Below are 17,808 nucleotides of genomic sequence, written 5' to 3' on the forward strand. Positions count from 1 at the left end.
TGTCTTCATGGCGAACCGGTCAGCACATGAGCCATGGCGAACCGGTCGGCAGATGAGTCGTATTGAGTCGCACGAGGAGGACACCATGACGCTCCGCGTCCCGAAGGCCGAGCTCGGCCCCGAGATCACCGAAGTCCTGATCGAGCAGTTCGGCACCGTGCCCGAACCCCTCCAGGCCACGTGGCACAACCGCAAGGTCGCCGAGGCGAGCCAGGAGATGGGGGCCCGGGTGAACGCGTGGGACGGGGCCGACGAGGGCCTGAAGTCGTTCGCGCACATGGCGGTGGCCGCACTGGTCGGCTGCAGCTGGTGCCTCGACGTCAACTACTTCCAGGCGCAGAACAAGAACCTGGACCTGGCCAAGGCCAGCCAGGTGCCGCGCTGGCGGGAGTCGGACGTCTTCACCCCGCTGGAGCGGGACGTGATGGAGTACGCCGAGGCGATGTCGGTCACGCCGCCGACCGTCACCGACGAGCTGTCCGCGCGCCTGCTCGGCGCGCTCGGCGCGGCGGCGCTGGTCGAGATCACCGCGTCGATCGCCTTCGCCAACTTCGCGACCAGGAACAACACGGCTCTCGGGGTCAGGTCCCAGGGCTTCTCGGACGCCTGCGAGATTCCCCTGGCCGCGCGTGCGCAGAAGCCGGCTTCATGACCGAGGATCCCTTCGTCGCCCACCGCAGCCTGCTCTTCACGGTCGCCTACGAGATGCTCGGCTCGGCGGCCGACGCCGAGGACGTGCTGCAGGAGTCCTGGCTGCGGTGGGCCGGCGTCGAGCAGTCCGGCGTGCGCGACGCGCGGGCGTACCTGGTGCGGATCGTCACCCGGCAGGCGCTCAACCGGCTGCGCACCCTGTCGCGCAGCCGCGAGGAGTACGTCGGCGAGTGGCTGCCGGAACCGCTGCTGACCAGCCCGGATGTCGCCGAGGACGTCGAGCTCGTGGAGAGCGTGTCGATCGCGATGCTGACGGTCCTGGAGACCCTCGGACCGACCGAGCGGGCGGTGTTCGTGCTGCGCGAGGTCTTCGAGCTGCCGTACGGGGAGATCGGCGAGGCGGTCGGGAAGACGGCGGCCACGGTACGGCAGATCGCGCGGCGCGCCCGTGAACACGTGGCGGCCCGGCGGCCGCGCGTGCGGGTGGCCCGCTCCGAGCAGCAGGCCGTGGTGGACCGCTTCCTGGCCGCACTGCGCACCGGGCAGCTGGGGGAGCTGCTGGAGATCATGGCCCCGGACGTGGTCATGGTCACCGACGGGGGCGGGGTGGTGGCCGCAGCCACGACGCCGTTCCACGGGGCCGCCGTGGTCGCGGAGGTGCTCGCGCGCGCACACCGGCTGGTGGACACGCTGGAGACGACGGCGGTGTGGCTCAACGGCGCCCCGGCCGGCCGCGTCGACTTCGACGGCGAGCCGAGCACCGTGAGCCTCACGGTGGAGGACGGCCGGATCACCCGGATCCACGTGGTCCGCAACCCGCACAAGCTGACCCGCCTGGACGAGCCGGCCGAACTCGCCCGGTGAGCGGGCTCAGGTCAGGTGAGTCGGACGGGAATCGCCTGTGGCGAGGTGCCGGGTGTCGTTGAGGAGTTGCACCGACGCGCCGCCGTCCGCCCGGTACGCCACCGCCGACAGCGATGCCGCCGCCAGTTCCATCCGGAACAGCGACTCGGGCGGTGCGCCCAGTGCCAGCCGTAGGAGGGTCCGCAGCGGGACGACGTGCGAGACGACCAGCACGGTCTGCCCGGTGTGCTGGGCCAGGAGCCGGTCGCGTACCGCGGACACCCGTCCGGCCACCGACTCCAGCGGTTCACCGCCCCCGGTGGGCGGAGCCTCGGGGGAGGCCAGCCACGCGGCCAGGTCGTCGGGGTGGCGTTCGCGGACCTGGGCGAAGGTCAGGCCCTCCCAGGCGCCGAAGTCCGCCTCCCGCAGGTCCGGTTCGATGCCGGGGGTGAGGCCGAGCCGGGCGGCGACCGTGTGGGCCGTTTCCCGGCAGCGGCGCAGCGGCGAGGTGACGACCGCCCGCACCCCGCCCCGGGCGGCGAGCAGGTCGGCTGCCGCGCGGGCCTGTCGCCGTCCGGCCTGCGACAGGCCCAGGTCCGTGCCGCCGCTCCCGGAGATCCGTTTCTGCGGCGTCAGCAGTGTTTCGCCGTGCCGCAGCAGCAGGAGCGTGGTCGGTGTGCCCGTGCCGGTGGACCGGCCCGAGGGAGCCACCGCGGCGGCCCCCTCGGACGTGCTCGTCGCCTGGTTCACCCGCCGCTACTTCCGGGGTGCGGCGAAGTGGTCCCGAACGGAGTCGGTCTGCTTCGCCATCATGGCGACAATCGCCTCGACCACGTCGGGTTCGGCGTCGTCGGCGATCACGAGTTCCCGCGACCAGTCGAAGAAGCTGCGGCCCGGCTCGTTGGTGATCGGCCGGACCCGGATGGTGGCGGCGTAGCTGTCGATGCCCATGGTCGGGGCGACGGCACGGTAGGTGGAGGAGCGGTCCACCTCGTTGCGTCCGGCGACCTCCTGCTGGACGAGTCCTTCGTTGAACACGAGGGTGAAGTCGTAGCGCGCCGGGACCCGGTCGGCCGATCCGCCCTCCGCCCAGCCGACGTCCTTCACCGCCGGCCCGGAGACGATCCTCACCACCTGCATGGGGTCGCGGACGACGGACCAGACGACGTCGGGGTCGGCGTCGACCACCGTCGAGTGGTACATGGTGTGTTTCCGCTTGATCTCCACCTGGGAGCTCCTCGTCAGTAGTCGACGCGGTCGGCCTTGGCCACCCACGCGTCGAACGGGGCGGTCCGGTTGGGGAGGTCCAGCCGTTCGACGGCCATCGGCCACATCGACGCGGGCTTCTTCTCGAACAGGTCGTAGAACCTGCGGTCGTCGAATCCGGCCACCGCGGCGTCGTGCCGGTCGGCGGCGAACACGACCCGGTCCACGCGCGCCCACAGCGCGGCGGAAAGACACATCGGGCACGGCTCGCACGAGGTGACCAGGGTGTAGCCCTCCAGCGTGAACACGCCGAGTTCCCGGCAGGCTGCGCGAATGGCGCTGACTTCGGCGTGCGCGACCGGGTCCAGGGTCGAGGTGACCCGGTTGTTGCCGGTCGCGATGATCTCGCCGTCCTTGGCGATCAGCGCGCCGAACGGGCCGCCGCCGTTGGCGACACTGGTGGTGGCCAGCTGGATCGCCTCTTCCAGCCAGGCCCGCTCGAACTCCTGGACGCCGGTCTCTTGGGTGTACGCGGTCATGACTGCTCCTTCTCGGGCAGGTGGGTGGGTGTGGGTGTGGCGGGCCGGGGTGGGTGCGGCCACCCCCGGCTGGGGTCGCCCGCTGGATCGGGCGACGGCCAGGTGCCCCGGCCTGACCGGGGTGCGGGTCAGGTTCGGGCCGGTCGTGCGACCTCCGTCTTGGTGACGAGGTGGTTGCCGAGCATCAGGTGGTCGATCTCGGTGGACAGGAAGCAGTTGACGGCGTCGGCGGGGCTGCACACGATCGGTTCGCCCGCGACGTTGAACGAGGTGTTGATCAGACACGGCACGCCGGTCAGGGCGGTGAAGCGGCGCAGCAGCGCGGCGAGCCGCGGGGTGGCGGAGTCGGTGACGGTCTGCACCCGGGAGGTGCCGTCGACGTGGGCGGCCCCGGGAATGACGTCCCGGAACTCGGGTCGTACGGGGAAGACGAACGTCATGTAGGGCGAGCTGGTCTTGCGGCCCATGTCGAAGACCCGGGAGGCGTCCGCTTCGAGGACGAGCGGCGCGAACGGGCGGAACGGCTCACGGTGCTTGACCCGGGTGTTGATGACGTCCTTGATGTCGGGGAAGCCGGGGTTGGCGAGGATGCTGCGGTGCCCGAGTGCGCGGGGGCCGTGCTCGAGCCGCCCCTCGAACCAGCCGATGACGACCTTCTCGGTGAGCAACTGCGCGACCTGCTCGACCACGTCGCCGTCGTCGAGGCGACGCCAGGTGATCCGGTCGCCGGCCTCGCGCAGGGCCTCCTCGATCGCTGTCTCGTCGTACGCCGGTCCGAGGTACGGCGTCACCGCCGGGGCGTCCTGCCTGCCACCGCGGCCGGTGCTGTCGGGGTGCTGGAGCCAGGCGTGCACCGCGGCGCCGATGGTGATGCCCGTGTCGCTGGCGCCGAAGCTGACGTGCATGTCGCTGAACCGCGAGCCCTCGAACAGGGGTGTGTTGTTCAGGCAGTTCAGTGCCACCCCGCCCTCGAACAGCAGACGGTCGCAGTCCGTCCTCGCTTCGAGCGCACGCAGTTGGTGGCTGGTGACCACGGCCAGCATCTGCTGCGCCGCGGCGGCCACCCGGGCCTTGTACTCGACGGTGTCCTGGACGGGCCCGAAGTGCCGCTCGAACAGGGCGTCCAGGCCCCGCGGGTCGTCCGTGGCCAGTGGCCGGCGGAAGGTGTAGCGGCCGTCGCCGTGGAGTACGACCAGGTGCTCGAGGAACGGGTTCGCTGTCGGCGGGGCGGCGAATCCGGCCAGCCCCATGACCTTGTACTCGTCGTTGTTCGGTACGAACCCCAGGAAGCGGGTGATCGCCGCGAACAGCAGGCCGACCGAGTGCTCCGCGCCGATGACCGACTCGTCGAACACCGTGATCCGGCCGTCGCGGATCTCACCGGTCAGCGACGAGTACCGTTCGGCGCGGCCGTCGCTGATCAGGAACGCCGCGTCGGGCATGCCCGCCAGGTAGTAGCCGGTCGTCGCGTGGGCGAGGTGGTGCGGTACGAACACCACCTTGTCCGGGTCGGGTGTGAACCCGGTGCGCGCCGCGAAGTCGGTGAGGATCGCGTCGTGGCTGACGGCCCCGGTGTACAGGGCGCCGATTCCGTCGATGAGGTCCAGCTTCGCCGCGGGCGGCATCGGCGCGGCCGTGATGTCGGAGAGCATGCCGTCGAGGACGCCGGCGGAGAAGTCCCACGGGACGGCGATCAGGTCGACGTCGGCGAGCTTCACGCCGGCCTCGGCGAGACACCACTCGATGGCGCCCGCGGGGAAGTCGGTGGTCTTCTTCTCCCGGTTCAGGCGTTCCTCCTCCACGGCGGCGACCAGCTCGCCGTCGACGAGGAGGGCCGCGCCCGCGTCGTGGCCGAGGAGGTAGTGCCGTTCGGTGCCGACCGCACCGAAGCGCTCGGCGAAGATCCGGGAGACGCCGCTGAAGCCGTTGCACCCCAGAACAATCATGGCCGGTTCCCTTCTGTCCGGGGCTGCTCGCCGGTGACGAGATCGCGGACGGTTTCTCCGGCCGCGGGCGCCTGGCACAGGCCCTGACCGGAGAACCCCGCCGCGTACACGAAGGGGCGGGCGGGATGCCGGCCGATGAACGCCGCGCCGTTCGGGCTGCCGTCGAACGATCCGCTCCACCCCCGGTGCACACGGATGCCGTCGAGCGCCGGGTAGGTGGTGCCGAGTTGCTGCGACAGCCGCTTCAGCCACGTCCGGCGCGACTCGTCCGGGCGGGGGCGGCCCATGCCGAGCAGGATGCGGTCCTTCCACGACCTGATCCGCAGACCCGACGCGGCGTGCAGGGTCATCGGCAGCGTGCCCGGATGCGGGGCGGGCGGGTCGGTCAGCAGCAGCTCGATCGGGTACGAGGTGACGGGCAGGTCGACGCCGGCCATGGCGGCGACCTGCTTCGCCCACGGCCCGGCCGCGCACACGACCGTGTCGGCGGTGATGCTGCCCAGGGTGGTGTGCACGCGCCCGTCGGGGTCGATCCCGGTCACCGGCGCCTCCGTGCACAGCACGGCACCGGCCTCCAGCGCGGCGGCCGCGTAGCCCCGTACGATCGCGGCCGGGTCGCAGGCGTAGGCCTGCGGCGACCACGCGGCGGCGATGATGCTCCGCTCGCAGAGCAGCGGGTTGTACTTCACCGCCTCGGCGGGCCCGACGAACTCGACCTCCACCCCCGCGGCACGCTGCGCGGGCTGGGTGCGGTGGAATTCCTCCACCTGCTCGTCTTCCGTGAACAGGACCAGGAAGCCGACCCGCTCCAGACCGAGGGGGGTCCCGGTCCGCTCGGCGAACGTCCGGTACGCGGCCATGCTGCGGACGGCCAGGCCGCCGGTGTGCGGGTCGCCGGGGAAGTAGGTGCGCAGCACGCCCGCCGTCGCCGCCGACGCCCCGGAGCCGAGCGAGCCGCGCTCCAGCAGGACGGTGCCCACACCGGCCTCGGCGAGATGGCATGCGACCGACGTGCCGACGACTCCGCCGCCGATCACGACGACGTCGGTGCGCGGTGGCAGCGCGCTCACGACCGGCCGCCCGTGGTGGCGGGGCGCTGTTGGCGCAGGTGGTCGCCAGCGTCCCAGGGGAACAGGTGCAGGTTCCAGCCGCCCAGGCAGTTGATGTAGAGCGCCATCTGGCCGGCCACCGCGTGGAGGTCGTCGCGGTCGAGCCGGTCGAGGCAGTCGAGGAACCGCTGCGTGAACGCCCACAGCTTCTCCAGCCCGCAGTAGCCGAGGAACTCGGCCGGGATCCCGACCAGCAGCCGGGCCATCTGGCGCAGCGACTCGGTCGGCATGCCGGTGTGCACGGCGCGCACCAGGCCGCCGTAGGAGGCGTAGCCGAGCGGGCGGGTCTCGCCGTTGACGAACAGCAGCGTGGGCAGAACCGTCTCCAGGGTTCCGGCCCCGGACGGGATCAGGCCCCGGTGCAGGTCGCCCAGTTCGGCGGGTTCGGCGAGCCAGATCCGCTCCGTCTCGGCGTGGAGGTCGGCGATCAGCCGCCCGGCGTCCGCGTCGGTGGCCGCCAGCCGTGGGATGCGGTGGCCGCCCGGCTCGCCCGCCCTGCGGACCTCGGCCAGGATCGGCTTCTTCGTGGAGTACACCGCGTCCCACACGGCGCGCCCGGCCTCGTTCAGGGCGGGCAGGTCCGCTTCGCGGATCCGCCCCACGGGGGAGGCCTGCATCGGCTCGGTCAGCGTGCCGTACTTGATGCCCAGGTGCTGGAGCGCGGAGCAGAACACGGTGCCGTCGGGGGCCTCGCGCCGGTCGATGCGCGTGGACCCGTGCAGGTGCAGCAGCGAGGGTATCGGCGCCGCGTGGTAGAGGTGGTGGCCCGCGACCAGCGCGTGCCCCTGAAGGCTCTGGTAGGGCAGCGACTCCCACAGGGCGTCGGCCAGCACGGTGTTGCGGTCGTCGAGTTCGGCGGTGACGGTGATGTCCAGGTCGGGCCAGGCGATCTCGATACGACGACCGGTCAACGACTTGCTCAAGGCTCTTCTCCCTCGTTTGACGAAAGGTCAGGGGATCGAGCGCTGTGGTCGGCCGACAGTGGTCCGTGTCGGTGGCAGCCCTCACTCCGGTACAGCCCGCGCCGCAATGTCGCGTCCTATGCCGGGCCCTCGCCTCCAGCGGCCCGTCGAAAGGCATGGCTGGAGGCGGCACGCGGCACCAATCCCCCGTTCGCTGCAACTCGCCTTGCTCCGTTGCAACTTGTACGACGAGTACACAGGCAGTCCGGTACAGTCAGCTAGGAATGGAAGGTATGAAAGGATCCGCAGGCTACGACCGACTCTTTGTAGGCTCCTACAAGAACCGGTCGCTCACGCGGCCTGAGGAAACTCCCAACCGGCACCGGCCCCCGACGTATCTGGGCCGCGGCACGCTGCACGCGTGCGGGGCGCTGGACATGCTGTGGGCGACATGGCCGGGAGTGGCGTGTCCCGCACCCCCGACGCCCTCGCGGGGACGCCGGCCCAACTGACCTTCCTGGCCGCGGCGATGACGTCGACGGCGGTTGGATCGGTCCCCGTGACGGCCGGCGCGATCCCCGTCGCCGGGCCGTGTTACGAGGTGGTGGCGGCGCAAGCCCCGTACGGCCCGTGGCCACCGCCCCCGGCCGCGCTCACATTCGGCAGGAGCTGAGCGTCACGTCGACGGCCGGGTGAGTTTGGCGGCCACGGCGTCGAGGACCCAGTCCAGGCCTGTCGCGAAGGATGTCTCGGCGTCGACGTCCGTGCCGTCGTACACGGCCTTGGTCAGCGCCGGGAAGCGGCCCGTGGCCAACATCCGCGTCACGTGCGGGCCGGAGGCGCGCTGCCAGTCCAGCTTGGACAGGCCCGTGGTGCGCTCGGCCCGCAGGTTCGCGATCTCGCGCCTGATCGCGCCGGTGAAGTAGGCGCTGACAGTCTCCACGGCGCGCATGACGGTGTCGACGTCGGCGAGGCCGTCGAGGGCGGCCAGCTTGGCCTCGGTCACCGCGAGGCCGTTCGGGCCCAGGGTCGGGCGGCCGCCGAGCAGGTCGGCCAGCCATTCGTGACGGAGGGCGGCCTGCCTGGTGCGGTGGGCGAGGACGCGCAGCGCCTCCCGCCAGTCATCGGACTGCTCCGCGGGGAGAATCTCGGCCTGGACCTCGTCCACCATGAGGTCGAACAGCTCCTCCTTGGTGGAGATGTATCCGTACAGTCGCATCGGGCCGGCGTTCAGCCGGGCGGCGACCTTGCGCAACGACACCGCCTCCAGCCCGCCCTCGTCGGCCAGCGCGATGGCGGCGGTGACGATCCGCTCCCGGTCGAGCGGCGCGGGGCGAGTCGGCGGCTCGGGCCGGTCCCACACAGTCATGGCCACATCGTACTGTTGCGATGCACTGTATTGTGGAAATACAGTGTATCGACATGAGACATCGTATCGCCGTGGTCGGGAGTGGCCCTGCCGGCCTTGCCTTCGCCCGTGTCCTGCACCGCCATGACCATCCCGTTGCCGTCCTCGAACGCGATCCCGCCCCCGACGCCCGCCCGCCGGGCGGCACGCTGGACCTGCACGAAAGGCTGGGCCAGCTCGCACTGGACAAGGCGGGGCTGCTGGCGGAGTTCCAGGCGCTGTCCCGTCCCGAGGGGCAGGCCATGCGCATCCTGGACACGGCCGGGACCGTCCTGCGCGACTGGCGACCCGGTCCAGGCGACTGGGCCAATCCCGAGATCGACCGCGGGCAACTCCGTGACCTGCTGCTCGGCCCTCTCGACGTCCAGTGGGGGCGGGGCGTGACGCAGGTGGTGCCGGGGACCGGGGACGGCGTACTGGTCCATTTCGAGGACGGGCGGCAGGAGACGTTCGACCTCGTGGTCGGCGCGGACGGCGCCTGGTCCCGGACCCGCCCGGCAGTCTCTCCGGTGACGCCGCACTACACCGGCGTCACCACGGTCGAGACCTCCCTGGACGACGTCGACACCCGCCACCCCGGCCTCGCCCGGCTGGTCGGCGACGGTTCCGTGGCTGTGTACGGCGTGAACCGAAAGCTCGTCGCCCAACGCAACAGCGGCGGCCACGTCAAGGTGTACGCCCAGTTCCGCGCTCCGCTGGACTGGCACACGGACCTGGACCTGGCCGACGTCGAGGCCGTGCGGTCGAGCCTGCTGGCTCTGTTCGACGGCTGGGCCGCTCCCGTCCTCGACCTCCTCCGCCACGGCACCGCTTTCGTCCACCGCCCCCTCTACGTCCTGCCCGTGTCCCACACCTGGACCCACGTCCCCGGGGTGACGCTCCTGGGCGACGCCGCCCACCTGATGCCCCCACTGGGGGCAGGCGCGAACCTCGCGATGCTGGAAGGCGCCGAACTCGCCGAGTCCATCGCCGCCGGCCCCGGAGATCTGGACGAGGCCGTCCGCGCCTTCGAGGAACGCATGTGGGCACGGGCCGGCAGGTGGGCGAAGATCACGACGGCCGGTCTGGAGCGCCTCGTGAGCCCGGACCCCGCCGAAGCCCTCGCCCTCTTCGACCGGGTCCAGCCGTCCTGACCGCCAAGCGCGAGAGCACCGGCACCACGGGCCGGCATGCCCCGCGACACTTTTGCAAGCGGGTGCTTGCAATTGTTAGCGAAGGTGGGGCATGGTGGAGGCATGGCATCGCTGAACGTCGGCAACCTCGGTGAGTACCTGCGCGAGCAGCGGCGGAACGCTCAGCTGTCGCTGCGGCAGCTCGCCGACGCCGCCGGGGTGTCCAATCCCTACCTGAGCCAGATCGAGCGCGGGCTGCGCAAGCCCAGCGCGGAGGTGCTCCAGCAGGTCGCCAAGGCCCTGCGCATCTCCGCCGAGACGCTGTACGTCCGCGCCGGGATCCTCGACGCCGAGCGGGACCGGGACGAAGTGGAGACCCGGGCGGTCATCCTCGCCGATCCCTCGCTCAACGAGCGGCAGAAGCAGGTGCTGCTCCAGATCTACGAGTCCTTCCGGAAAGAGAACGGATTCGGGATCGGCGAGTCCGCCGACGACGAGGACGGCGCACAGGAAACGGACACCGACGGCACCGCCGTGCCCGGCACCGGCACGGCCGGCGGACACGATGCCGATGCAGGCCCGCGGCGGACGGCCGGATAACCGGACCAGGGCGCCGGCTCCCACCGCGGACCACACCAACCTCAGCCGAACGCGAATCCGGGAGGACCAGATCACCATGGCCATCACCGACGACCTGCGCAAGACCCTCAGCGACCCGACCCCGCTCTACTTCGCCGCCGGCACCGCCGACCTCGCCCTCCAGCAGGCCAAGAAGGTGCCCGCCCTGGTCGAGCAGCTGCGCGCCGAGGCGCCGGCCCGCATCGAGGCCGTGCGCAACACCGACCCCAAGGCCGTGCAGGAGAAGGCCGCCGCCCGGGCCAAGGAGGCGCAGGAGACCCTCCAGACCAAGGTCAACGAGTTCATCGGCACCCTCGACGTCGACCTGAAGAAGCTGGGCGAGCAGGCCCAGGACCTCGCCCTGCGCGGTGTCGGCGTCGCCGCCGAGTACGCCGTCAAGGCCCGCGAGACCTACGAGAAGGTCGCCGAGCACGGCGAGCAGGCCGTGAAGAGCTGGCGCGGCGAGGCCGCCGAGGAGATCGAGGACTTCGCGATCGTCGTCGAGGGCAGGCCCGAGCCGGCCGAGACCGAGGCCGCTGACGAGCCGAAGCCGGCCGAGGCCGCGGCCGAGCCCGCCGAGAAGAAGCCGGTGGCGAAGAAGGCGCCGGCCCCCCGCAAGTCCACCACCGCGAAGAAGACGACCCCGCCGGCCAAGTGACCCGCGGCGGGATCACGAGATGACAGCGGGCCGGGCACCTTGGGGGTGTCCGGCCCGTTGTACGGGTACGGTGGCTGTACGGACGACTCGACTCGGGTGGTGGGCATTGTGCTGATGACGGCGGTCGGCGGAGTGATGTGGCTGATCTTCACCGCCATGCTGGCGCTCGCCATCGTGGCGTTCGTGATGGCGGCGATCTTCCGCGATGACGCGTACCGCGCCGCGGACAAGCAGAACAAGGGCTTCTGGCTGATCATCCTGGGCATCGCGGTCGCCGTGAACCTGTTCGTGCCCATGCTGTTCCTGCAGCTCGCGGGCCTGGTCGCCTCGATCGTCTTCTTCGTGGACGTACGGCCCGCGCTCCAGCAGGTCTCCGGGGGCAGAGGGTTCCGGCGCCGGGGACGGGGCAGCAGCAGCGACGGTCCCTACGGCCCCTGGAACGGCGGCCGCTGAGCACCCCTACGGCCGAGACTCCGGTTACGGCGTCCGATCCAGCAGAACCACCGCGACGTCGTCCGTCAGCTCGCCCCCGTTGAGGTCCCGGACCTCACTCACCGCGGCCCGCAGCAGCGCCTCACCGCGCAGCCCCTCCGAGAGCTGCCGGCGGATCATCGACACCATCCCGTCCTGGCCGAGCCGCTCGCCGCCCTCGCCGACCCGGCCCTCGATCAGGCCGTCGGTGTAGAGCATCAGGCTCCACTCGGAACCCAGCTCCACCTGCATCCGCGGCCAGCGGGCGCCGGGCAGCAGGCCGAGGGCGGGGCCGTTGTTGTCGTACGGCAGCAGCCGGGCCTGCCGGCCGGGGCGGGCGAGCAGCGGGGCAGGATGCCCGGCCAGGCACAGGCCCGCGCGGCGGCCGTCGGGCGCGATGTCCACCGTGCACAGGGTCGCGAAGATCTCCTCGTCGGCCCGCTCGTGCTCGAGCACCTGCTGCAGCGTGCCCAGCAGCTCGTCCCCGCACAGCCCGGCCAGCGTCAGCGCCCGCCAGGCGATGCGCAGCTCCACGCCGAGCGCGGCCTCGTCCGGGCCGTGGCCGCAGACGTCGCCGATCATGGCGTGCACGGTGCCGTCGGGGGTGCGGACGGCGTCGTAGAAGTCGCCGCCGAGCAGCGCGCGTGAGCGGCCGGGGCGGTAGCGGGCCGCGAAGCGCAGCGAGGAGCCGTCCAGCAGCGGGGTGGGCAGCAGGCCGCGCTCCAGGCGCCGGTTCTCCTGCGCGCGCAGCCGGCCCTCCGCCAGCCGCCGCTCGGCCGTGTCGGAACGTTTCCGCTCCACCGCGTACCGGATGGCACGGCTCAGCAGCCGGCCGTCCAGCTCGTCCCGGAAGAGGTAGTCCTGCGCGCCCACGCGCACGGCCTCGGTACCACGCTCGGCGTCGCCGGAGGCGGTCAGCGCGAGCACGGCATGCCGGGGCGCGAGCCGGAGCACGTGCTTGAGCACGGCCAGCTCGTCGTCGGCGTCGCTGCCGCCCGGCGCCGGCAGGGCCAGGTCCAGCAGGATGCAGTGGACGTCGTCGGTGAGCAGCCGCTCGGCCTCGGTGAGGTTACGGGCGGTGCGGACACGGATGGGCTTGCCGGCCGAGTCCAGCAGGTCGGGCACGATGGGCGAGCCCGCCGGGTCGTCCTCGATCAGCAGCAGGGTGAGAGTGGCGCCGGTGCCGGTCGTGGGCGCGGCGTCGCGGTGGGCCTCTTCCTTGAGGGGGCCGCCTGCGGTGGCGGCCTGCGCCTGACCACTCTCCACGGCCGGGATCGCTCTCTGCCGCGGTACGGGTACGGGCATCTCTTGGTTCCTTCCCTCCCCCCGAGGGCATGGTGGCGCCGAGGGTCTCGATGCCACCGACGGGGACCATAGCGGGTGCTCCCACCCCGATGGAATGGTGTGAGCCGCGTCGCTCCGGCGCAGGCCGTTGTCATATGCCGCGTTCTATACCGCAGTTGGACAGGCCGCCGGACGAGCGGGGATGACGAAGCTCACGTCCGGCTCGGGTTTGCGCGGGGGTTGGTGGTGGAGTGGGTCACATGGCGCACATCACGCAGGCATGGCCGGAGATGACCTGGCTCACGCGTGCGATGACCTGGCTCACGCGTCCGGCCGTACGACACCCAGGATCGGCATCGAGCCGGCGCCCGCGACCGTCACCGTCCGCCCGGGGCGCGGGGCCTGGATGATCGCGCCGTCACCGACGTAGATGGCGACATGGCTGGCGTCGTCGAAGTAGATGACGAGGTCGCCGGGGCGCATGTCCTTGATGTCGACGTGCTTGAGCTGCTGCCACTGCTCCTGCGAGGTGCGCGGGATGGGGTGGCCGGCCGCCGCCCAGGCCTGGGAGGTGAGGCCGGAGCAGTCGTAGGACTTCGGGCCCTCGGCGCCCCACACATAGGGCTTGCCGAGCTGGGCGGCGGCGAACGCGACCGCCTTCTCGCCCTGTGCGGAGGCCGTGCCGTGGATCTTCTTCAGGATGCCGGTGTCCAGCCAGTCGGTCTGCGCCTTCAGCGCGGCCTGGTCCTCCAGCCGGGCGAGCCGCTCCCGGTCCTTCTTCTCCAGCTCGGACTCCAGCTTCTCGGCGGCGGCGATCTGCTGCTGGATCTTCTTCTTGGCCGTCGCCTTGGCCGTGCGCTCGGCGTCCAGCTTCTGCCACTGCGCGGCCGCGTCGTCGGCGTACGCCTGCAACTGCCTCTGGGTGCTGCTCAGTTCGCTCATCAGCGACTTCGTCGCCCGCTGGCCCTGGAGCACCAGTCCGGCCCCGTCGAGGACCTGTCCGGGGTCGTCGCTGAGCAGGAACTGGGCGGTGGGCGGGATGCCGCCGGTGCGGTACTGGGCGCGGGCGGCGGCGCCCGCCTGGTCCTTGAGTCTCGCGAGCCTCTGCTGCCCCTGGTCGATCTGCTTGGCCAGCGCGACGATCTGGGCGGACTGCTTCTTGGTCCTCTCCTCGGCCGCGTTGTAGGCGTCGGTGGCGACGGCCGCGGCGTGGTACAGCTTGTCGAGCTTCTCGCGGACCTTCTCGAGATCCTTGCCCGGCGCGGGAGTCGGGGAGGTGCTGGGAGTGGGTGCCGGGCCGGCGAAGGCCGTGCCGGGCGCTGCCAGTACGGTCACCGCGCAGACCACGGTCACGGCGGCCGAGAGGATGCTGCGCTTGCCCCAGCCCATCACAGATGCCCCCAAAGCTGATTTACCGTCAGTAACTTACTGTGCCCCGGGGATGGTGCCATGCCGCGACGAAAAACGACAGAGGTGCCCCCTTGTGTCGGCCCCGGCCTGACGATCTCCCCGCCGGTGTGACGAACGGACCCCGGAGATCGTTCCGTTCCGGCTTCCCCGAACGGGTGAACTCAGCCGCGCGGCGCCAACGCCTTCCACGCCACCGTCATTTCCCCCTGCCGCCAGCGGGCGGGGGAGTCCGTCACCGGCCAGTCGGCCGTCAGGTCCCGCACCGTGCGCAGCCAGCGCTGCCGGGCGCCGTAGGAGGCGTAGGGCGCGGCGGCGGCCCAGGCGCGGTCGAAGTCGCGCAGGAACGCGTGCACCGGCTCACCGGGGACGTTCCGGTGGATCAGCGCCTTCGGCAGCCGTTCGGCGAGGTCGGAGGGCCGCTCCAGCGAACCCAGCCGGGTGGCGAACGTGACGGTCCGCGGCCCCTCCGGGCCGAGCGCCACCCACACGTGCCGCCGCCCGATCTCGTCGCACGTGCCCTCGACCAGCAGCCCGCCGCGCGAGCCGGCGCCGGCCGGGGCGAGCCGCGCGCACAGCCGCTCCCACACGGCGGCTACCTCGGCCTCGTCGTACTGGCGCAGCACGTTGGCGGCCCGGATCAGCATCGGCCGCCCCGGCACGGGCACCTCGAAGCCGCCGTGCCGGAAGGCCAGCCCCTCCCGCTCGTACGGCCGCGCGGCCGCGACCCGCTCCGGTTCGATCTCGACGCCGACGACACGGGTGCGCGGAGCGGCGGTCCGCAGCCGGCCGAGCAGTTCGACGGCGGTCCACGGGGCGGCGCCGTAACCGAGGTCGATCGCCACCGGGTCCCCGGCGCGCCGCAGCTCGGCACCGTGCGTCGCCGCGATCCAGCGGTCCATACGACGCAGCCGGTTGGGATTGGTCGTCCCGCGCGTCACCGTTCCCACGGGGCGGGAGGCTGCGCGGGCTGTCATGCCTACGAGGGTAAGCGGGCAGCGACCGGCAGCACCCCGCCCGCCGACGGGGACGGACGGTGCCCCGGCCGACGGGCGCCGATGGGGACGGGCGGCGTCCCGGCCGCGTGCGCCGACGGAGACGGGCGGTCCACCAGCGACGGGCACCGACCGGGCCCGGCGGCCGGATCGGCGCGGGCGGGCGGTGTCCGCGGCGGGCGGCCGGCCGGGCTGGGCGGCCGGATCGGCGCGGGCGGCGGGCTGGGCAGCGGTGTCAGCGGCGGGCGGATGGATCGACGTGAGCGGCGGGCTGGGTGGCGGTGTCGGTGGCGGGTGGCTGGTCGGGCCGGTGGCCGGATCAGCACGAGCGCCGGGCTGAGTGCTGGAGTTGGTGGTGGGTGGCTGGTCGGTCGGGACAGGGTGGGCGTGGGGTCGGGTGGCGGCCTCGGTGAGGGGCGGCTGGCCGGGGCCGAGGGTGATGTCAGTGGCGGAGCTGGTCGGGCCGGGTGGCGGTCTCGGTGGCGGTTGGCTGGTCGGGTCGGGCGGTCGGAGCAGCGAGAGCGTCGGGTCGGGCGGTGATGGCGATGCCGTCGGCGGCCACGACCTGCGTCACCGGCGTACCGGCGGGCGCCGGAGTGTTGTCGGCGGTACCGGTCTCCGCGAGGGCTTGATGCAGGCTTGGGCATCCCTCTGCGACCGCTGGAGCGAAGGTCATGATTGGGTAAAGCGGCTTGATGTGGAAATGACCCGGCCCCCTGCCGCTGTTGCACCTGCGTGGAGGGCGAGGTCGGTCCTCCGTCCGGCATGCCCGCAGCAAGGAGAGGACCGCCAGGTGAGCCAGTACGTCAGCAGGCTCGGGCGACGCTCCCCGTCGGCCGCGTCACGGCTACGACTGCACCGCAAGCCCCGCCGCGTCGCCATGCTCTCCGTGCACACCTCCCCGCTCCACCAGCCCGGCACCGGCGACGCCGGCGGCATGAACGTCTACATCGTGGAGCTGGCCCAGCGGCTCGCCGCCATCAACATCGAGGTCGAGATCTTCACCAGGGCCACGGCGGGCGGTCTGCCGCCCACGGTCGAGCTGGCCCCCGGCGTCCTCGTCCGGCACGTCGACGCCGGCCCCTACGAGGGCCTCGCCAAGGAGGACCTGCCGGCCCAGCTGTGCGCCTTCACGCACGGCGTGATGCAGGCCTGGGCCGGTCACCGCCCCGGCCACTACGACCTCGTCCACTCCCACTACTGGCTCTCCGGCCACGTCGGCTGGCTCGCGGCCCAGCGCTGGGGCGTCCCCCTGGTGCACGCCATGCACACCATGGCCAAGGTCAAGAACGCCAACCTGGCCGACGGCGACACCCCCGAGCCCGCCGCCCGCGTCATCGGCGAGACGCAGATCGTGGCCGCCGCCGACCGGCTCATCGCCAACACCGCCGAGGAGGCCGACGAGCTGGTGCGGCACTACGCCGCCGACCCCGCGAAGGTCGCCGTCGTCCACCCGGGCGTCAACCTCGACCGCTTCCGCCCCGCCGACGGCCGCGCGGCGGCCCGCGCCCGCCTGGGACTGCCTCCGGACGCCCTGATCCCGCTCTTCGCGGGCCGCATCCAGCCCCTGAAGGCCCCGGACATCCTGCTGCGCGCGGTGGCCGTGCTGCTGGAGGAGCGCCCGGAGCTCCGCTCCCGCATCCTCGTCCCGGTCGTCGGCGGACCGAGCGGCAGCGGGCTCGCCAAGCCGGAGGGGCTGCAGAAGCTCGCCGCCCGGCTCGGCATCGCGGACGTCGTACGGTTCCGTCCGCCGGTCGGCCAGGAGCAGCTCGCGGACTGGTTCCGGGCCGCGTCGGTGCTGGTCATGCCGTCTTACAGCGAGTCCTTCGGGCTGGTCGCCATAGAGGCCCAGGCGGCCGGCACACCGGTGCTCGCGGCCTCCGTCGGCGGGCTGCCGGTGGCGGTGCGCGACGGCGAGACCGGCTTCCTGGTGCACGGCCACCATCCCGCCGACTACGCGCGCGTGCTGGAGCGTTTCGTCGACGAGCCGTCCCTCCCGGCGAGCATGGGCGCGGCCGCCGCCCGGCACGCGCAGTCCTTCGGCTGGGACCGGGCCGCCGCCGAGACCGCCGACGTCTACACGGCCGCGACCCAGTCCCACCGCCGTCGCGTACGCTCCCAGCATGGGTGATGTCGAGAAGGCCGGGCAGGTCCTGGAAGGCGTTCTGAAGGACGCCGAACTGGAGTGGGAGAGCCCCGAGCCCGGGAACTACGTGGTCAAGCTCCCCGGCACCCGCAAGCTCTCCACGACGGTCTCCTTCCTCGTGGGCCGCCACTCCCTGTCGCTCAACGCCTTCGTCGTCCGCCACCCCGACGAGAACGAGGCGGGCGTCCACCGCTGGCTCCTCGAGCGCAACCTCAGGCTGTACGGCGTGAGTTACGCCGTCGACAGCCTCGGCGACATCTACGTCACCGCCCGCCTGCCCCTCGCCTGCGTCACCCCCGACGAGATCGACCGCCTCCTCGGCCAGGTCCTGGAAGCGGCCGACGGCGCCTTCAACACCCTCCTGGAACTGGGCTTCGCCTCCTCCATCCGCAAGGAGTACGCCTGGCGGGTGTCCCGCGGCGAGTCCACGCGCAACCTGGACGCGTTCAGGCACCTGATCGAGCGCCCGACGGACTGACGTACTGCACGACCCCTTCCCTCCACCCTGTGGGC

The 17,808-nt window shown here is 72.2% G+C and carries 19 protein-coding genes and 1 pseudogene; 9 read left to right on the forward strand and 11 right to left on the reverse strand.

What is annotated here, in order from left to right; genetic code table 11:
* The first annotated feature begins 85 nt into the window (after window positions 1-85).
* On the forward strand, window positions 86-652 hold the full coding sequence (locus LMU33_RS32845) for a carboxymuconolactone decarboxylase family protein (protein ID WP_228624429.1): 567 nt from the start codon (window positions 86-88) through the stop codon (window positions 650-652).
* Entirely contained in the window at window positions 649-1,515 is an 867-nt protein-coding gene (locus tag LMU33_RS32850) for an RNA polymerase sigma-70 factor (protein ID WP_228624430.1), read from the forward strand. The genes LMU33_RS32845 and LMU33_RS32850 overlap by 4 nt, the downstream gene beginning before the upstream one ends.
* A gap of 6 nt (window positions 1,516-1,521) precedes the next feature.
* Here the strand turns inward: LMU33_RS32850 and LMU33_RS32855 are convergent.
* The 6 genes and pseudogenes from LMU33_RS32855 to LMU33_RS32880 all read right to left on the reverse strand — a co-directional run.
* Window positions 1,522-2,178, reverse strand: a pseudogene (locus tag LMU33_RS32855) (histidine phosphatase family protein); the annotation flags it as partial.
* 72 nt (window positions 2,179-2,250) lie between these two features.
* Window positions 2,251-2,721 carry an SRPBCC family protein gene (locus LMU33_RS32860; RefSeq protein ID WP_228624431.1) on the reverse strand — a complete coding sequence of 157 codons (471 nt, stop codon included), beginning with the start codon at window positions 2,719-2,721 and terminating at the stop codon, window positions 2,251-2,253.
* A 14-nt stretch (window positions 2,722-2,735) separates the two neighbouring features.
* A complete protein-coding gene (locus tag LMU33_RS32865) occupies window positions 2,736-3,239 on the reverse strand; it encodes a nucleoside deaminase (protein ID WP_228624432.1) in 504 nt (167 codons plus the stop codon).
* A 128-nt stretch (window positions 3,240-3,367) separates the two neighbouring features.
* The gene (locus LMU33_RS32870) at window positions 3,368-5,185 is read right to left on the reverse strand and encodes a carbamoyltransferase family protein (protein WP_228624433.1); all 1,818 of its coding nucleotides are present in this window, start codon (window positions 5,183-5,185) and stop codon (window positions 3,368-3,370) included.
* Entirely contained in the window at window positions 5,182-6,255 is a 1,074-nt protein-coding gene (locus LMU33_RS32875; protein ID WP_228624434.1) for an NAD(P)/FAD-dependent oxidoreductase, read from the reverse strand. Before LMU33_RS32875 ends, LMU33_RS32870 begins: the two co-directional genes overlap by 4 nt.
* Window positions 6,252-7,217, reverse strand: a complete 966-nt coding sequence (locus tag LMU33_RS32880) for a cucumopine synthase-related protein (protein ID WP_228624435.1) — start codon at window positions 7,215-7,217, stop codon at window positions 6,252-6,254. Before LMU33_RS32880 ends, LMU33_RS32875 begins: the two co-directional genes overlap by 4 nt.
* A gap of 445 nt (window positions 7,218-7,662) precedes the next feature.
* Here LMU33_RS32880 and LMU33_RS32885 point away from each other — a divergent pair, with 445 nt between their 5' ends.
* Window positions 7,663-7,869 (forward strand): hypothetical protein, encoded by a 207-nt coding sequence (locus LMU33_RS32885; protein ID WP_228624436.1) that lies wholly within the window; start codon window positions 7,663-7,665, stop codon window positions 7,867-7,869.
* A 3-nt stretch (window positions 7,870-7,872) separates the two neighbouring features.
* Here the strand turns inward: LMU33_RS32885 and LMU33_RS32890 are convergent, their stop codons facing one another.
* Window positions 7,873-8,565, reverse strand: a complete 693-nt coding sequence (locus tag LMU33_RS32890) for a TetR/AcrR family transcriptional regulator (protein WP_228624437.1) — start codon at window positions 8,563-8,565, stop codon at window positions 7,873-7,875.
* Between the two features lie 53 nt (window positions 8,566-8,618).
* On the opposite strand from LMU33_RS32890, the gene LMU33_RS32895 reads away from it, so the two are divergent.
* From LMU33_RS32895 to LMU33_RS32910, 4 genes are all read left to right on the forward strand, one after another.
* Window positions 8,619-9,737, forward strand: a complete 1,119-nt coding sequence (locus tag LMU33_RS32895; RefSeq protein WP_228624438.1) for an FAD-dependent oxidoreductase — start codon at window positions 8,619-8,621, stop codon at window positions 9,735-9,737.
* Window positions 9,738-9,839: 102 nt separating this feature from the next.
* Window positions 9,840-10,316, forward strand: a complete 477-nt coding sequence (locus tag LMU33_RS32900; RefSeq protein ID WP_228624439.1) for a helix-turn-helix domain-containing protein — start codon at window positions 9,840-9,842, stop codon at window positions 10,314-10,316.
* Window positions 10,317-10,392: 76 nt separating this feature from the next.
* Window positions 10,393-10,992, forward strand: a complete 600-nt coding sequence (locus LMU33_RS32905) for a hypothetical protein (RefSeq protein WP_228624440.1) — start codon at window positions 10,393-10,395, stop codon at window positions 10,990-10,992.
* Between the two features lie 114 nt (window positions 10,993-11,106).
* Window positions 11,107-11,445 (forward strand): DUF2516 family protein, encoded by a 339-nt coding sequence (locus LMU33_RS32910; protein ID WP_249814575.1) that lies wholly within the window; start codon window positions 11,107-11,109, stop codon window positions 11,443-11,445.
* A gap of 24 nt (window positions 11,446-11,469) precedes the next feature.
* Here LMU33_RS32910 and LMU33_RS32915 read toward each other — a convergent pair whose 3' ends face one another.
* The 4 genes from LMU33_RS32915 to LMU33_RS32930 all read right to left on the reverse strand — a co-directional run bounded on the left by LMU33_RS32915 (window position 11,470) and on the right by LMU33_RS32930 (window position 15,825).
* Window positions 11,470-12,768 carry a PP2C family protein-serine/threonine phosphatase gene (locus LMU33_RS32915; RefSeq protein ID WP_228624441.1) on the reverse strand — a complete coding sequence of 433 codons (1,299 nt, stop codon included), beginning with the start codon at window positions 12,766-12,768 and terminating at the stop codon, window positions 11,470-11,472.
* 300 nt (window positions 12,769-13,068) lie between these two features.
* Entirely contained in the window at window positions 13,069-14,136 is a 1,068-nt protein-coding gene (locus LMU33_RS32920) for a C40 family peptidase (RefSeq protein ID WP_228624556.1), read from the reverse strand.
* 182 nt (window positions 14,137-14,318) lie between these two features.
* A complete protein-coding gene (locus LMU33_RS32925; protein WP_228624442.1) occupies window positions 14,319-15,131 on the reverse strand; it encodes a class I SAM-dependent methyltransferase in 813 nt (270 codons plus the stop codon).
* Window positions 15,132-15,591: 460 nt separating this feature from the next.
* The gene (locus LMU33_RS32930; RefSeq protein ID WP_228624443.1) at window positions 15,592-15,825 is read right to left on the reverse strand and encodes a hypothetical protein; all 234 of its coding nucleotides are present in this window, start codon (window positions 15,823-15,825) and stop codon (window positions 15,592-15,594) included.
* Between the two features lie 117 nt (window positions 15,826-15,942).
* Between LMU33_RS32930 and mshA the strand changes: the two genes are divergently transcribed.
* Window positions 15,943-17,280 carry a D-inositol-3-phosphate glycosyltransferase gene (mshA, locus tag LMU33_RS32935; protein ID WP_228624444.1) on the forward strand — a complete coding sequence of 446 codons (1,338 nt, stop codon included), beginning with the start codon at window positions 15,943-15,945 and terminating at the stop codon, window positions 17,278-17,280.
* Window positions 17,273-17,773 (forward strand): type III secretion system chaperone family protein, encoded by a 501-nt coding sequence (locus tag LMU33_RS32940; protein WP_228624445.1) that lies wholly within the window; start codon window positions 17,273-17,275, stop codon window positions 17,771-17,773. Before mshA ends, LMU33_RS32940 begins: the two co-directional genes overlap by 8 nt.
* Window positions 17,774-17,808: the final 35 nt, after the last annotated feature.

Origin of the sequence: Streptomyces barringtoniae, from assembly GCF_020819595.1 — a bacterium.
In the GTDB taxonomy this organism is placed as follows: domain Bacteria; phylum Actinomycetota; class Actinomycetes; order Streptomycetales; family Streptomycetaceae; genus Streptomyces; species Streptomyces barringtoniae.

Coding starts and splice junctions, on each gene's coding strand:
- LMU33_RS32845 (WP_228624429.1), top strand. CDS start 86: ATGACGCTCCGCGTCCCGAAGGCCGAGCTCGGCCCCGAGATCACCGAA.
- LMU33_RS32850 (WP_228624430.1), top strand. CDS start 649: ATGACCGAGGATCCCTTCGTCGCCCACCGCAGCCTGCTCTTCACGGTC.
- LMU33_RS32865 (WP_228624432.1), bottom strand. CDS start 3,239: ATGACCGCGTACACCCAAGAGACCGGCGTCCAGGAGTTCGAGCGGGCC.
- LMU33_RS32870 (WP_228624433.1), bottom strand. CDS start 5,185: ATGATTGTTCTGGGGTGCAACGGCTTCAGCGGCGTCTCCCGGATCTTC.
- LMU33_RS32890 (WP_228624437.1), bottom strand. CDS start 8,565: ATGACTGTGTGGGACCGGCCCGAGCCGCCGACTCGCCCCGCGCCGCTC.
- LMU33_RS32895 (WP_228624438.1), top strand. CDS start 8,619: ATGAGACATCGTATCGCCGTGGTCGGGAGTGGCCCTGCCGGCCTTGCC.
- LMU33_RS32900 (WP_228624439.1), top strand. CDS start 9,840: ATGGCATCGCTGAACGTCGGCAACCTCGGTGAGTACCTGCGCGAGCAG.
- LMU33_RS32905 (WP_228624440.1), top strand. CDS start 10,393: ATGGCCATCACCGACGACCTGCGCAAGACCCTCAGCGACCCGACCCCG.
- LMU33_RS32910 (WP_249814575.1), top strand. CDS start 11,107: ATGACGGCGGTCGGCGGAGTGATGTGGCTGATCTTCACCGCCATGCTG.
- LMU33_RS32915 (WP_228624441.1), bottom strand. CDS start 12,768: ATGCCCGTACCCGTACCGCGGCAGAGAGCGATCCCGGCCGTGGAGAGT.
- LMU33_RS32920 (WP_228624556.1), bottom strand. CDS start 14,136: ATGGGCTGGGGCAAGCGCAGCATCCTCTCGGCCGCCGTGACCGTGGTC.
- LMU33_RS32925 (WP_228624442.1), bottom strand. CDS start 15,131: ATGACAGCCCGCGCAGCCTCCCGCCCCGTGGGAACGGTGACGCGCGGG.
- LMU33_RS32930 (WP_228624443.1), bottom strand. CDS start 15,825: ATGACCTTCGCTCCAGCGGTCGCAGAGGGATGCCCAAGCCTGCATCAA.
- LMU33_RS32940 (WP_228624445.1), top strand. CDS start 17,273: ATGGGTGATGTCGAGAAGGCCGGGCAGGTCCTGGAAGGCGTTCTGAAG.